This is a genomic window from Streptococcus sp. OH4692_COT-348, assembly GCF_003859975.1.
Classification (GTDB): domain Bacteria; phylum Bacillota; class Bacilli; order Lactobacillales; family Streptococcaceae; genus Streptococcus.
Map to the genome: position 1 here is coordinate 19,504 of NZ_RQZB01000009.1, position 15,086 is coordinate 34,589.

16 protein-coding genes are annotated in these 15,086 nt (G+C 38.4%); 1 reads left to right on the forward strand and 15 read right to left on the reverse strand.

The genetic code is table 11. The features are described 5' to 3' along the window. Window positions 1-12 precede the first annotated feature (12 nt). Window positions 13-696, reverse strand: a complete 684-nt coding sequence (gene rpiA / locus EII37_RS06210) for a ribose-5-phosphate isomerase RpiA (RefSeq protein WP_124787963.1) — start codon at window positions 694-696, stop codon at window positions 13-15. A 105-nt stretch (window positions 697-801) separates the two neighbouring features. Further along, window positions 802-1,731: a peptidase U32 family protein gene (locus tag EII37_RS06215; protein WP_124787964.1), complete on the reverse strand. Its 930-nt coding sequence runs from the start codon at window positions 1,729-1,731 to the stop codon at window positions 802-804. Window positions 1,732-2,125: 394 nt separating this feature from the next. On the opposite strand from EII37_RS06215, the gene EII37_RS06220 reads away from it, so the two are divergent. Next, window positions 2,126-2,410: a DUF3270 domain-containing protein gene (locus tag EII37_RS06220; RefSeq protein WP_124787965.1), complete on the forward strand. Its 285-nt coding sequence runs from the start codon at window positions 2,126-2,128 to the stop codon at window positions 2,408-2,410. Window positions 2,411-2,477: 67 nt separating this feature from the next. Here the strand turns inward: EII37_RS06220 and EII37_RS06225 are convergent, their stop codons facing one another. The 13 genes from EII37_RS06225 to EII37_RS06285 form a co-directional block, all read right to left on the reverse strand. Continuing rightward, window positions 2,478-3,815 carry a cell wall metabolism sensor histidine kinase WalK gene (locus EII37_RS06225; RefSeq protein WP_124787966.1) on the reverse strand — a complete coding sequence of 446 codons (1,338 nt, stop codon included), beginning with the start codon at window positions 3,813-3,815 and terminating at the stop codon, window positions 2,478-2,480. After that, window positions 3,805-4,479: a two-component system response regulator CiaR gene (ciaR, locus tag EII37_RS06230; protein WP_000590639.1), complete on the reverse strand. Its 675-nt coding sequence runs from the start codon at window positions 4,477-4,479 to the stop codon at window positions 3,805-3,807. Before ciaR ends, EII37_RS06225 begins: the two co-directional genes overlap by 11 nt. A 106-nt stretch (window positions 4,480-4,585) precedes the next feature. Continuing rightward, entirely contained in the window at window positions 4,586-7,132 is a 2,547-nt protein-coding gene (locus EII37_RS06235; RefSeq protein WP_124787967.1) for a M1 family metallopeptidase, read from the reverse strand. A 122-nt stretch (window positions 7,133-7,254) separates the two neighbouring features. Further along, window positions 7,255-7,695, reverse strand: a complete 441-nt coding sequence (locus EII37_RS06240) for an ASCH domain-containing protein (protein WP_124787968.1) — start codon at window positions 7,693-7,695, stop codon at window positions 7,255-7,257. Next, window positions 7,670-8,539 carry a putative PEP-binding protein gene (locus tag EII37_RS06245; RefSeq protein ID WP_185695964.1) on the reverse strand — a complete coding sequence of 290 codons (870 nt, stop codon included), beginning with the start codon at window positions 8,537-8,539 and terminating at the stop codon, window positions 7,670-7,672. Before EII37_RS06245 ends, EII37_RS06240 begins: the two co-directional genes overlap by 26 nt. Window positions 8,540-8,580: 41 nt before the next feature. Continuing rightward, window positions 8,581-9,309 carry a GNAT family N-acetyltransferase gene (locus EII37_RS06250; protein WP_124787970.1) on the reverse strand — a complete coding sequence of 243 codons (729 nt, stop codon included), beginning with the start codon at window positions 9,307-9,309 and terminating at the stop codon, window positions 8,581-8,583. A gap of 7 nt (window positions 9,310-9,316) precedes the next feature. After that, on the reverse strand, window positions 9,317-9,796 hold the full coding sequence (locus tag EII37_RS06255) for an NUDIX hydrolase (RefSeq protein WP_124787971.1): 480 nt from the start codon (window positions 9,794-9,796) through the stop codon (window positions 9,317-9,319). Between the two features lie 10 nt (window positions 9,797-9,806). After that, entirely contained in the window at window positions 9,807-10,505 is a 699-nt protein-coding gene (locus EII37_RS06260; RefSeq protein WP_124787972.1) for a 3-oxoacyl-ACP reductase, read from the reverse strand. Then, a complete protein-coding gene (locus EII37_RS06265) occupies window positions 10,498-10,734 on the reverse strand; it encodes a DUF2829 domain-containing protein (protein WP_000141913.1) in 237 nt (78 codons plus the stop codon). The genes EII37_RS06260 and EII37_RS06265 overlap by 8 nt, the downstream gene beginning before the upstream one ends. A gap of 99 nt (window positions 10,735-10,833) precedes the next feature. Further along, window positions 10,834-11,760: an aldo/keto reductase family oxidoreductase gene (locus tag EII37_RS06270; RefSeq protein ID WP_124787973.1), complete on the reverse strand. Its 927-nt coding sequence runs from the start codon at window positions 11,758-11,760 to the stop codon at window positions 10,834-10,836. Between the two features lie 74 nt (window positions 11,761-11,834). Continuing rightward, window positions 11,835-12,650, reverse strand: a complete 816-nt coding sequence (locus EII37_RS06275) for a hypothetical protein (RefSeq protein ID WP_124787974.1) — start codon at window positions 12,648-12,650, stop codon at window positions 11,835-11,837. Window positions 12,651-12,653: 3 nt separating this feature from the next. Continuing rightward, window positions 12,654-12,974 (reverse strand): PadR family transcriptional regulator, encoded by a 321-nt coding sequence (locus EII37_RS06280; RefSeq protein WP_000665422.1) that lies wholly within the window; start codon window positions 12,972-12,974, stop codon window positions 12,654-12,656. Window positions 12,975-13,120: 146 nt separating this feature from the next. Beyond that, a complete protein-coding gene (locus tag EII37_RS06285; RefSeq protein WP_124787975.1) occupies window positions 13,121-15,022 on the reverse strand; it encodes a glucosaminidase domain-containing protein in 1,902 nt (633 codons plus the stop codon). Window positions 15,023-15,086 lie beyond the last annotated feature (64 nt).

A 15,086-nucleotide genomic window follows, 5' to 3' on the forward strand; every position in this document is an offset into this window, starting at 1 on the left:
TTATTATGTTGATTAGTTTGCTTTTGTTGAAGTTAAAATCTGAACCCCATTTCGTCCAGCTACGATGACCTTATCCACCATTTGGTTGAATAAGCCGTGCTCCACGACACCAACGATATGGTCCAATTCTTGGCCAAAGGCAATTGGATCTTCAATGACATCCAAGGCTAGGTCAATGATAAAGTTCTGCATATCGGTCACAAAACGTTGGCCGTCTTTTTCACGGAAACTTGGTTTGTAGCCAGCTCGCTCAAACCGACGAAAGACCTGTTCTGCACCATACTGAACCACTTCTACTGGCAATTTAAAAGCACCTAGTTTCTCTACCAGTTTGCTTTCATCTACCACCCAAATGTATTCTTTTGAAGGCGTTGCCACAACCTTCTCCATCAGAAGGGCACCACCACCGCCTTTGATTCCGTTAAACTGGCTATCTACTTCATCCGCCCCGTCAACTGTCACATCGACGAAGTCTACTTGGTCAATAGACTTGAGTGGGATATTAAGCCCTTCAGCCTGTTTACTAGTCACACTAGAAGTCGTTATAGCTGTAATCTGCAATCCTTCTTCCTTGATACGACGACCGATTTCTTCTACAAAATAATAGGCAGTAGAACCCGTTCCCAGTCCGATAACCATGCCATCCTTGACAAACTCAGCAGCCTTGATACCTGCCATTTTCTTCAGATTTTCCACTCAAACACCTCCATAAAAGAGCTACTTCTATTATAACATGTATCCGTTTTTATTTCATGGATACACTAGAAAAACCCGAACATTTTTATTTCGGGTTTTGATGTCCTATTTAACCATATCAGGATCGTAGTCATAAAATCCTGTATCAAGGAAGCGATTTTTAGGGTGAAGTTTACGCACTTCTTCATCCAGCAAGAAGGCTTGGTCATGGCTAAAGTTGCCCTCTTGAATCAAGCTGCGCGCTTGGATAAAGAGTTTCGCAATCTCAACAAAGTTCTGACCTGGAGTATAGAGACCTTCTAATTTCCAGTGAGTAAAACCATGCTCCACTAATTCTGTCAATTTAGTCATCAAATCAAGGTCATTGTTGGCAAAAATGTGGGTCCCATGATTGTCTTCAAAAATGGAATAGTGGCTCTCTGGGTCACTTGGTTCAGCCAAAAAGAGGTCTCGCTTGCGAGTCTTTTCATCATCGATGTGCGTAAAGTTATAGTAATTTTGCAAGAGCGGACGCTTAGAATGGTGAATAACACTAGCTCCATAAACCAACACTTCAGCAGGAATTTCCAAAATTTCTGGCATTTTGAAGAGTTCAGCCGATGGAATTTCACGCGCCAAAACAGCCTCAGATGCGCCAGCCTTTTGTCCCCAAAAGTTAATCTGACGACTGCTAGTGACCATAGTCGAAGCATCATAGATAGTCTTAAAGGAATAACCATCGCGGTTGACCACGTAAAAGACACCCGCATCCCCAATCGTAATGTAGTCTGTCTTGATTTCTTCCAAGAAGTCTAAGAAAGGCTTGATACGGTCCATCATATCTTGGTGCATGAGGGCGTTAACCGCAACGATCAATTCCTTACCAGTATCATGAACCAGATTAGCGATTTCACGCAATTGATCATAACTAAAGGTTGTTGGCAGACGAAGACCAAAATCTTTCTCACCGACATAGATACGGTCTACGCCAGCTTCGAGCAGTTGTTTAACTTGTTCAATACTTTCAGCAGTTGCTGTAATGATAATCTTTTCCATAAGGAAAATTATACCATATTTCTCAAAAATCAGCTATGAATACTAGGAATTTTCTAAAAAAGCAAAGTCATTTTTTAAGGTTTGCAATCAAAATAGGAGACAGAAAATCTGTCTCTCTATTCAAAACAAATCTCACTAATCAAATTAAATAAAACTACAAAAATAAGTAAACAATTTTTCGTAAGAAAGAATCATTTAGTAACTCTATTTCCTTATAAATATAAATAATTATGAATATTAATAAGTGTTTGGTGTCCATCTATCCTATCATTTTCACATTATGGTGTCAAGAAAAGTGATTTTGAAAAGGGACTTTATTCTTTTTGTAACCTTTCTGTAATAATTATCTGCTGAAAAAATGATAAAATAGTTATGTACCTGTAAGGAGAGAATCATGTCTGTAAGAAAACTAAAAACTCATGAGTTTGAACATATTGAAGAAACGGTGCAAACTCCACTTTATCAAGATTATACACCTGAAACATCAATGGGAGCAAATGTAAAAGAAATCCTATTTTTTGTTAATATTGCCTGCTTTGGTATCTTTATGGCACTTTTCAGCTTTATCTTTTTAGCCTTAAAATTTAATACGACTCTATCGTTTATAGCTGCTATGGGTGTAAGTTTTACCCTTTTAAAATTACAAAGAATGATTATTAAACAAAAAATGACAAAATAAAGGTTGGTCTTTGTGCCAGCCTTTTTCTTATGTCTAATAGAAAAAGACAGAGTAAAACTGTCTTTTTCTATCTATTCTTACGTTTCGAGGGAGATTGAATTGCAATCTTGACTTCAAAAATCGTTCCTCTTGGTTTATTATCCTTAACTGTAATCGTTCCTCTTAAGGAATCAACAATCTGCTTGGCCAAAGATAATCCCAAACCAAAACCACCTTTCTGACGAGTTCTTGCCTTATCAACACGATAGAAGCGATCAAAGATTTTCTTTTTATCTGTAGCCGAAATACCAATACCATTATCAGATACAGTAAGATAAAGATGCCGATCTGTACAATGAACAAGAAACTCAATCTTTCCATCTTCTTCTGTATATTTTATTGCATTATCAAATAAGATTGTCATTAACTGTTTGAGAAGCAATTTATCCGTCATAATAGGGCGGTAAATTCTATTTTCAGATTCAAAGACTCGGTCATTTTCCGAAGCAATCAAGCCATAGTTCGTAAAGGTCGTTTTAAAGAACTGTGGTGGTACTTCCGCTATTTCTGGTTTTATTCCATCATCACGACGGGCTAAGTTAAGAAGATTTGTTGTTAAAAAACGCATATTTCGAACTTCTTCAAGACTGGAAGCAATACTCTCACTAGACTCCATAATGGTCGCTTCGGGTTTTCTAAACAAATTCTCCAAACGATTTTGCAGTACTGCTAAAGGAGTTCTCAATTCATGACTGGCATTTTCCACAAAAGATTTCTGCTTTTGCATGCTTTCCAATAATGGTTTTACACTGACACGTGCTAAGTAAAGACTAGCTATCAAGGATAAAAGCCAAAAACTTGCCATCACAACCACAATTAAATGCTCGTGATTTTGACTAATTTGTTCTAACTGACTAGTGTTAATCAAGACAGCCGCATATTTGACATTGGTTGAAACTGAAGATGTAGTGATCTCCATCAAAATCATACGATAGATTTCTTCCTGACCATAACTATTGACAACTTGGATTTGCCGAATGTGATTCAATTCTCTTTTTTCTAACCTAATCTTATCTAGGCCTAAAAAACGATTTCCTAATAAAAGTTGGTTAAAATCCTTATCAAAAAGCAAAACCTCTGTATTAGAGCTGACATTGGTTTTTATTTCAGCTTTATTGGCATCAGTTGTCGCTGGTTCAATGTTCTTGACTTCCTCAGTAGCTCGATTCAAGGCTAACTGAATAACAGCTTGAGGGTTTCCACTTAAGGCATGTAACTTCTCATCCACCGAAGTATAAAGACTCGAGTGCATGACCTGCAAAATAATCAGAGTCATGGTAGAGAAAATCAGAGTGAAGACACCAAAGTTGCGGATAAAATAACTAAAGTCATCCGCATACCATGTTTTTTTTAGTTTACTGAACATCTTTTAAAATATACCCAACACTGCGCAAGGTTTGCAAATTCTCTGCAAAAGTGGTTCCTTTTAATTTCTTACGGACTTTTGAAACATAAACTTCGACAACCGAAATCGTTGTATCACTATCAAATCCCCATAGACGATCAAAAATCTGAGTCTTGGGCAAAATAACATTTTGATTTTGAAGGAAATAGACTAATAAATCAAACTCTTTCCCCAGCAATTCGACAGGAGTATCTTCAACCTTAACGGTGTTTGTTGACAAATTAACTACAATATTTCCATAAGTCAAGGTATTTTCATTAAACTTACCTGAACGTTTGAGAAGGGCTTGAATCCGCATTTTGAGTTCTTCTAGGTAGAAAGGTTTAGTCAGATAATCATCCGCTCCCAATTCAAATCCATGTCCCTTGTCATCCAAACTTTCCTTGGCAGTCATAATCAGAACTGGTGTCGTAATTCCCTTTTCACGCAATTCTTTCAAGACTTGGAAGCCATTTTTTTCAGGCAACATTAAATCGAGCAAAATCAAGTCATAAACGCCACTTTCAGCTTCGTAGAGACCTTCTTCCCCATCAAATACCTGCATGACATCCGCAAAATCGTCTAAAAAGTCAAATACTGAATTTGACAGGCCTAGGTCATCCTCAACCAATAAGATTTTTATCATGAGAAACTCCTCCTTATTAAAACCATTATACCAAATTTGCCTTAAAAAAAACTCAACTCTCTGCATTTTACATGAGATAGCTGAGTTTTCTTTTATTTAGGCTTATTTATGCATTTCCGTATTGAAGAACGACTGCTTCCACTGCAGCTTTTTCACGGTTAATCAAGTCAACACGCGCTGCAATGTCCTTGATTCCCATACCGATGTTACGGCTAAGAGCAAAGTCAGAAAGTTGTGGTTCAAAGAATTCCTTGTATTCCGCCAAGCGTTGCTGAGTTTTAAAGATGTGTGATGGGAAGATAACAAAACTATCAAAACTCATATCACCACCAAGAGCTGCCTTAATCCAATCCCAGTTTTCACGCGCCCAAACCCAAACAGTTTCTTGAGTAGCTTGGTGTCCGAGGAATTGGAGGTACCATGAAGAAAGGTCTTGTGGCTTAACGATAAATTTGTCTTTCCAAGTTGCAAGAAGGGTTTGAATGTTTTCGGCATCTGTACTGTATGCAAGAGCTCCTGCCAACTGGCGCTTGAAGACCGCATCCGTCGCATGAGTGTAAAGGTCAAGATAAATGGCTACCAATTCCTTAGTCTCGTGATGTTTCATTTCATTGATTAGGACTTGGGAACGGATTGCTGCTGGAAGTCCTGCAAGCTGATCCTTGTGAGCCGCGAAGATTTGGCTAGCGACTTGGCTAGCTTCTGAATCATTTGAGCGAATCATCATGGAAATGGTCAACTGACGAACCAATTCGTCTTCATCTGATTCACCATCTTTAGCTTCAAAACCAAGACGGTCATAGTTATGACGAGCCAATTTAGCAACCAGACTGTTAAAGGCTTTCTCAGCTTCTGTACCTTCATCGATAAAGCGCTCAAGGGCAGAAATCACTTGAGAAACAGCTGAAACGACAAGGTAAGATTCTTCTTTAGCAAGTTTATCAAGGACTGGGAGCAAGTCAGCATAAGAAATGTGCCCTGCTTCAGCAAGCAAACGACGTTCTTGAACAATTTGCAGTTTGCTTGTGTTATCAAGTGTCTCTAGCTCAGCCAGAACAGCTTCTAACAAGTCTCCTTGATAGTCGGTAATGTAGTGGGCTGTATTTTCAATATTGAAACGAAGAGCTCCTTCATTTTCAGCAAGAAGAGCTGCGTAGCCTGGAATTTCGATTCTTTCAGTTTCGAGTGTATCAGGCAAGCCTTTCCAGTTACTATTGAGTGGCACAACCCAGAGACGGTTCTTATCTTCGTGCTCACCGATAAAGAATTGTTTTTGTGAGATCTTCAAGACATCATTTTCAACTTTGACAGTGAGAACTGGATAACCAGGTTGTTCCAACCAAGAATCCATAAAGGCTGCAACATCACGACCTGATGCTTGACCAAGAGCATCCCAAAGGTCACGACCAATTGTATTGCTGTATTGATGTTTTTCAAAGTAGGCATGCAAACCTTTGGCAAAATCGGCATCACCTAGCCAACGACGAAGCATGTGCATGAGGCGACTTCCTTTGGCATAGACGATAGCTCCGTCAAAGAGCGTATTGATTTCATCTGGATGTTTAACTTCGACGTGAACAGATTGAACACCATCAGTCGCATCACGTTTCAAGGCAGACGGAACACCACCTGTTTGGAAATCTTCAAAGATATTCCAGCTTGGTTCAATAGCATCCACACAGACGTACTCCATCATGTTGGCGAAGCTTTCATTGAGCCAAAGGTCATCCCACCATTTCATAGTAACAAGGTTACCAAACCATTGGTGAGCCAATTCATGGGCCACAACAAGGGCAACTTGTTGACGGCTGGCAAAGGTAGAGTTTTCATCCACAACCAAGTAAACTTCACGGTAGGTCACAAGACCCCAGTTTTCCATAGCTCCAGCTGAGAAGTCAGGAAGGGCGATGTGGAGAGATTGAGGGATCGGGTACTTAACTCCATAGTAATCTTCGTAAAACTCGATAGAGCGAACAGCGATATCCAGTGAGAAATCAAGGTTAGATAGTGGATGAGCTTTGGTTGAATAAACACCTACGAGGGTACCGTTTTTAGTTTTAGCCGTTACACCTTGCAAATCACCTGCTACAAAGGCTAACAAGTAAGAAGACATGCGAGGTGTTGTCTCAAACTTCCAGATACCTGTTTCCTTACGGTTTTCAACATCGATTTCTGGCATGTTAGACAAGGCCAATTCACCTTCTGCTTGGTCAAAACGTAGAGAGAGGTCAAAAGTTGCTTTAGCTTCTGGCTCATCCACACATGGAAAGGCTTCGCGCGCAAAATGACTCTCGAACTGAGTAGACAAGACTTCCTTCTTGACTCCATCAACTGTGTAATATGAAGGGTAAATCCCTGTCATGTTATCTGTGATTTTTCCTGAAAAAGCGATAACCACTTCAACTTGACCTGCTTCCGCAAGTTCAAAATGAAGGGCTTCATTGTCATGGTCAACTGTAAATGGGCGAGCTTGACCTGCAACTTCTACAGAAGCGATTTCCAAGTCTTTTTGGTGAAGGGAAATACGATCACTCTGTGCTTGACCAGTGATGGTCACCTTTCCTGAAAACGTCTTGGTCTCACGACTCAAGTCTAAAAATAAATCATAATGTTCAGGAACAAATTGCGTAATAAAATGTTCAACTGCTTGCATAGTTTTCTCCTATTCTAAGTTTAAGAGCTAGAGCTCTTCTTCAAACAAACTTATTATATCATTTTTTGCTTGAGAAAAAAGGGTTGGACGGTAATTTCTAAAACTTTCTTCCGTCTAACAGTCTACAGTGGGTAGACCTTACGAAATTCTTCTAAAACAACCTTACTGTCAGGCGTAAAAGTTAGTCCTGCCTCTCTCAGCCACTCAGCGAAACAATCCTCATGAACCTGATGCCAATAGGCTAGGGTTTTGTCACCTTCCCCTTCCTTAAAGGCATGGTCAGCAGAAACTTGATTGAAGGGTTCAACAGAAACCTTTGTAATTTCGATAATGCAGACAGCTTGATTTTGACTGTCTAAAATGATGTCAAAGGTTCCTTCTCGCGGAAGGGGTTCATCATCAATTGCATAAAGGTCATAGGCTGAAGCGGTTGCTGTCTTTTCACCTCTTAGAACTAAATCTGCCAAGAAATCGGCATCTACTCCAAAAGCCCAGGCATCGATTTCATCTCCGATAGAAGGATTGATTTGCTTATATTTATACCACATTTCTTGCGGTGTCATGGGTGCTCCTTTGTAATTTTTTACTTTCTTCTTTTATGTGTTTAAGATGGTCTGGATGGTCAATTTCTAAATCAAAAATCTCTGGAATAGAGCTGTAATGGATAATGCATTCGATACCCATCTGATTCATTTTTTGTATGAAAGAAACATTCAGATAGCCTGCTACAGCAAAGTCAATCTTTTTCATCCTTGCCTTATCCTGCATATCTCTTAGAATATCTAACATTATTGGATTTTCCATATCATGCCATTGACTGTTTCTCACAGTCGCAAAAACAAATGAAGTCAAATCATTCATTCCAACTACAATCTTTGAAATGCCCGTTTCCAGTATCCTATCCAAGTCAAAATACGCTGACGGTAATTCAATCATCGTGGCAATTTTCCCAGTAAAGCCATGCTGACGTAACACTTTGATAGCTTGTTTTAATTGGTCGGCATCATTGACAAAAGGAAAAATAAGAGACAGATTGGGATTGGTTTGATAAACTTCTGTAACAACATTTGCTTCAGCCTGAAATTCATCCAAACACGCCAGTAAACGCCTGGTTCCTCTATAGCCAAACAAAGGATGACGCTCATCAAAATACTCTTTAGTCCCAACTAAACAATTGGCTTCTGTATTCGTTAATTCAGAAAAACGATACCAAATCTCCTCATCTGAGTACAAGGAACAGATAGTATCTAGATAATCTTTTACAAATTGCTGACAACTTGGTAACAGGATGTTTTGGTTAAGCTCTCTCAACAAGTATTCCCCACGAATCATACCAACATGATGCAATAGTTGTGGGTAAACTTTTTTAGCGATTTTCTCGCCACTAAGGGCTAGCTGGTTTTTCATAGCTATTCACCTCGTCTTAAAAAATACAATATCAGATATCATTATATGGAATTTTCTTCCAGTTCAAAAGCTTCATAAGGTTCAACTAACTCATATCCTAAAAATTCTGCTACTTTTTTGGAAGCCTCGTTATGAGCATCCCAAAGAGGAAACATATCTCTATTTAAACTCTCTAGAATCATTGCAGCACCAAGCTTTTTAGCAAAGCCATTTCCTTGTTCATTTGCTCTAGTTGCAACTTCCACTTCAACTGCTCCACTGTAAACTAACCCTGAGGAAATCCCAGCAATCAGTTCATTATTTTTAAGAACCACAAAACCAAATCCACCTTTTAAAACAAAATCCTGATAGGACTCAAAATCCCCCTGTAAATCTTGTGACCATTCTTCCTCAGAAAAGCAGTTATAAATATGATTATCAATAGGCACAATATTGTAACCTTCCTCTAAATGAGCAACTAGATCATTTAGAAATTCAACTGGAAAATTTGCCTTATCTTTAAAAGAATAGCGAGTAAAAGAATTTAACTCCACTTTCCGATGCAGAAAATCTTGCCAATTAGTATTTTCTGAAATAATAATCTTATAATCTAAACCATATTTTCTAACAAAATCTTCCCAAAATCTGGAATTCAACTCCCCTGCTAGGTATAGAAAATTCCCAACATCATAAAAGCTTGTTGTCCTATCACTGTTTTGGTATACAGTTCCGATTTGAGATTTAAGACCATAGAGAACCATATTTTTCTTCCATGTTTTAAATAGTTCCATTATCTCCCTACTTCACCTTCCAATTTCTATAGCTTGTCATATCTAATTCTGGAAATCCTAGTAACTCTGCCTTAACCTTCAACACTAAAGGAGAAGCATTTTCTGTAGTAATTTCTTCCAAATTCAACCAAAGTACATTTGCTGAATCATTACTTCCATCAAAAACCTCCTGAGAAATTGAATTTTGAGAATGTTCAAAATCGAGTGCTATATCATAAAAGGCCATGATATGATGTACTGCAAAGTCTTGCACTTCTTCTTGAACCAGCACATCATAAATCCTAGGATTAGCGTAACCCTTTAGCTTATATCCTGTCTCTTCCAAAACTTCTCTAATCAAAGTTTCTGTCAGTCCTTCACCTACTTCCTGGCTACCACCGGGTAGATCATAACGATGTTGATAAGGTCCTCTCGTTTTTTCAATGCAGAGTAACTTCCCATTTTCTAAGCAAACAGCGTAGACTCCAAAGTGTTTTTTGATTTCCATCCAACTCCTCCTACTTCACAGACCAGCCACCATCTATTGTCAAGATTTGTCCTTGCATGGCGCTCGCTTTTCCACTTGCTAAGAAAAGGCTAATTTCTGCTACTTCCTCTGGCTCAATCCAGCGTTTGATTGGGGTTTCACTAGCCACCCAGTCAGCTAAACCACCTGGCTCAAAGTCGGCAGCGGTCATAGCTGTCTTGACTGCTCCTGGAGCGATACCAAAGACCTGAATCCCACTTTCAGCATAGTCTAGAGCCAACTGCTTGGTAAATCCAGCCAAGGCGTGCTTCGAAGAAGTATAAGCGTGTCCACCTCCACCTGCTAGGCTAGAAGCAATGGAGCACATATTGATAATAATCCCTTTTTTATTCTCCAACATTTGAGTCAAATAATACCGAGTCAACTCAGCAGGAGTCACGTAGTTGATTTCAAAAATCTCATGAATTTCCTGCGCTGTCTGTTCCAAAAGTGGTTTGTAATCATCCAAAACTCCAGCAGTATTGCACAAAACATCAACCTGAGGACACCAATCAAAAATAGGCTCCAAGTTCAAGGTCAAATCTCTCTGTAAAAAGTGGAAATCACCCTCTAAGAGTGGATTTTCACCTTGGTCCACTCCGTAAACTTGATAGTCATTCTCTAAAAAGAGTCGAGCCTGAGCCAATCCGATACCTGAACTCACTCCTGTAATAAGTACACGTTTAGTCATGCACTTCTACCCAATCCGTCGCCAAAACATCACAAGGTGTCGGACTCCACATGGAAAAACCTTCTCCCTCCCCAGACACGTTGATTAGGAAATAGGGTGTCACTTCAAGTGCAACCCCGTTTTGTTCAATGGTATCAAAAAGCTGCACATAGTTTTCAGCACCTCCCCAACCAGTACGTACATATTTTTTCTTAGCCTTTAACCCAGGTAGAATTTCTTCAAATGTCATGTTTTTCTCCTTTAATATCGATAATTCTCTCCTTCATTATAACAAAAAAACCGCTTTACAACGGCTTTTTGACTGTGATTTATTTACATCTGCTTCTACTTACGGCAAATTATTCCCTGCAGCAAGATAAATTTCATACCATTCTTTTCTTGTTAAGCTAAAGTTTGTCGCTTGGCTAGCTTCTATCAAATGCTTAGGATTTGTTGTACCTACGATTGCCTGCATTTTTGCTGGATAACGCAATATCCAAGAAATGGCAATAGTTGAAGAGGTTACTCCATATTTAATAGCTAAACGATCAAGTACTTGATTTAAAGCTTGAAATTTCTCATTTCCAACAAAATTCCCTTTAAAATACCCGAATTGTAAGACAGACCATGCTTGAATGACCACATCGTGTAATTTGCAATATTCAAAAATGCTACCATCTCGCATAGCTGCTTGACTATCTTCCATATTAACATGAAAACCTGATTCGAATCCTGGAGTAAAAGCCGCACTCAATTGTAGCTGATTAACAGCTAACGGCTGCTTGACATCTTTTTTAAGTAACTCCATCATCATAGGATTTTGATTAGAAACTCCAAAATCTCGAACCTTACCTTGTTTATAAAGGAGATCAAAGGCTTCTGCTACTTGGTCAGATTCCATCAAAGCATCTGGTCGATGAAGAAGCAAACTATCTAGATGATCAATCTTCAATCTTTGCAAAATTCCGTCTACTGATTTTATGATATAGTCCTTAGAAAAATCAAAATAGGTAAATTCTTCAATGCGAATGCCACATTTGGACTGAATCCACATCTTTTCTCTTAAATCTGGACGATTTTTTAGGACAAGACCTAACAGTTCTTCACAACGACCAAGACCATATATATCAGCTAAGTCAAAAGCATTGATTCCAACAGAAAGTGCTGTTTCTACAAGCTCTTCAACTTCTTTTACAGACTTATCTTTTATTCTCATCATTCCGAGAACAATTTCTGATAATTCTTTGTCATCTTGACCAAGAGTTATGTATCTCATCAAATTTTTCTCCTTTAATTTCTAACATTCTTCCCTTCATTATAACAAAAAACCGCTTTGCAACGGCTTTTTGACTATATTTCACTCCATTTTATCTTCTTATACCCACGGAACAAGACAAAGATTCCAATAAAGAGGACAGCTAAAGGAATGAATTTTGTAAGGAAAACATTTGAAATGCCCATCCACGCATAATAACGGAGCAGAGAACCTACAACAAGATGGGCAACAATCATACTGACAAAGGGACGAAAAATCGGTTCTTTCCAATTCCAAATACTGATGACTAGAGAAAGCGTAAAGACAAGGAAACTATCCCAGGGAGCAGGAAGATAAAAGGCTCCTTCTTGTATGAAACTTGCCATTCCTACATATCCCAGAACAACTAGCAGAACAAGAACCCCAACAACAACATAGGTGCCAATTTTCATTTTAGGAGAATCTTGGACTAAGCCCCAACGTAAGATTGTAGCCACAAGCCCAAAGCCAACTAGAAAAAGAAGAAGTTGCCCTAAAAACGTAAGCAAATTGACTGTTAAGAGAGGACCTTTAGAAAAATCACCTAATAGTTGATAGTAGCGTAATACCGCTAGGACAAGAATTGGCGTCAAAAGGGACTCTTTGATAGAACTACGTGGTGCTTCCTTATGTATCTCTTTCATTATTTTTTTAGGATTCTTACCTAGATAATCTTCTGCACTCATGCCATCTCGTTCTGCTTCTGAGAAATCAAGCATCATCAAATAAATCTGCTCTCTGAGATAGTCCTCATCATAGAGAAATCCAGCAAGATTAAAACTATCCCACAGCTCCTCAAAATACTGCTGATTGTCCTCAGAAAACTGATGCAACAAAGCGCTTGTTTCTTCATAATACTTCATTTTCGTCATGGTTTACCCTCCATTCTTTATCCCTTCTACTTTTTGACTCAAATCGTCCCATTGTTGCCAAAAGACCGAGACACGCTCTTCTCCTTCTTTAGTTAACGAAAAATACTTCCGATCTGGACCATCTGGCGACGGGCGCATGTCGCCTCTTATCCATTGATTTTTTTCTAACTTTTGCAACAAAGGATAAATAGTTCCTGGAACGATAGTATCAAATCCAGCCTCTCGCAAAGTCTGAACCAACTCATAACCATACCGCTCTTTTTGACCGATCATATCCAAGACACAACCTTCAAGAACACCTTTTAATAGCTGAGTTTCTTTCATCACTTCTAACTTTTCCCTTCTATCTATTTTGTAATACCTACTAGCAGCTTCATCTATAATATACCACTTTCACACTAGTTTGTAAAGCATAATAGTTGAAATAAAAAAACGACAACCACTTTTCAGCAGTTATCGTTGCTTATCTTTTAATCTTTTCCACCAAGTCGACTGTTAATATTCATCATGATACTAGCTATTTTTTCACCCCAGTACGGATCTGATGCATAGCGTACATTCATTCCTGTCGCTTTATTTCCAAGGTGATCTCTTCCACGGTCAATATAGTTCTCACGAATCCACTTGGCCGCACCAAGAATTCCTTTATCTACATCATCAAATTTCTTAGCTGAATCATAGGGACTGGTATCGTAAGCAGCTATACCGAAGAAGTTATTTTTATCATTAGCAATTTGGCTACGTCCCCAAGCACTTTCTAGCGCACTGTGAGCCATTAAATAGAGAGCATTAACACCATAACGTTTTTCAGCTTCTTTAAAAATTGCTCCTTTACCAGCAAGACGGCTGTTTCGGATATTCATCATCGAATAAACTCTATTTAATTCATCCGCATTATAGTTGGTTGGTTCAGTTAAATTCTTGAAAAGGAAACGATTTTTGATAGTAAACCCATCGAAATGTTCTCCATCCTTTGAATAATACTTCTTACCAATTTTCATGGCTGAAGTATGTGGAGCTACCCGAATACTCGTGTATGGAGAAAGTTCATGGTATAGGAATCTTCCGTCAGTGGTATAGTGAGGAATAAACTCACTTCCTTCCTCAACTAAAGTCAAATCGCTTTGATTCATATAGCCCGATAAGCCTGATATTGAAACAGCTAGGCGACTACCCTTGGTTTTAGAGCCATCATAGGTCACAATACTTCCCTGATTGACATAGCTCAAAATATCTCCTGATTCGCTATAAATATAGGCTGTGATTGGTTTAACCTTAAAATATTTGGGGATTTGAATCCACTTTCCGTTATCTTGGAAGAAGTACTCTTTATTTTTGATGTTAAAACCACCAGTAACATAGCTTCCATCTTCTTTTAGATAGTACCATGCATTGTAGTTAGAATCAAAAATCCATTCATTCTTGGCCATATAACCACCAGATTTTAGGTAATAAGCACCAATCCATTCACGTGAAGCATAAGCACCACCTGATTTTAGGTAAAACCAGCTATTATAAGATTTATCAAAAATCCATTCTTTTTCAGCCATTGCTCCACTTTTTTTTAGATAGTAAGCATTTTTCCACTGATTACTGGCCATCACACCATCATTATTAAAATAATACCATGCGCCCTTAATTTTTTCCCATTTATTACGAAGGATTTTTCCTGAATCTGTAGCATAATACCATTTATCAGACATCTTCACCCAAGCATTTTGAGCCATCGCCCCACTACTATTAAGAAGATAATCGTTCACTAGAGCATTGCTAGCCATGACTCCATCTTGCTTGAAGTAATACCAAACATTGCCAATTTTTTCCCATCTATTACGAACAATCTTTCCTGAATCTGTAGCATAATACCATTTATCCGCAATTTTCACCCAGGAATTTTCTACCATTGCTCCACTAGTATGAAAAGCATAGTCATTAACAATTCTATTGATGGCCATGATTCCATGTTGATCAAAGAAATACCAGACACCCGCAATCTTTTTCCAGTTTTTGATTGGTTGATTATTCTCATAAAAAAGCCATTTCCCATGCTCTTTCTGCCAACCATTCTTATGAGCTTCTTCAACTTTTTCTTTATTTGAAATAGCCTCTTTTTTAGAATTATTTTCTTTTACAACAACTGGTTCTTTCTTTTTTTCCGTCTTTTCAGCTTCATTCTTTGTATTTTCAACAACTTTTTTCTCTTCTGATGCTGGAGTCTGATTTTTATCTTTAGACTGATTTTTGTCCACAGATTGACTCTTATTCGTCGTTTGACTTTGGTCTGTTGTTTTACTATCTTCAGCAAAGACTGATGCTGTGGGCACAATTGCCAATGCAAGAACTGCTGTACTTACAAGTAGTATTCTCTTCATTTTACTCCCCTAAGTAGATATTCATCTACATCATTCGTAATTAACTTTATTTTAACATAGTTAA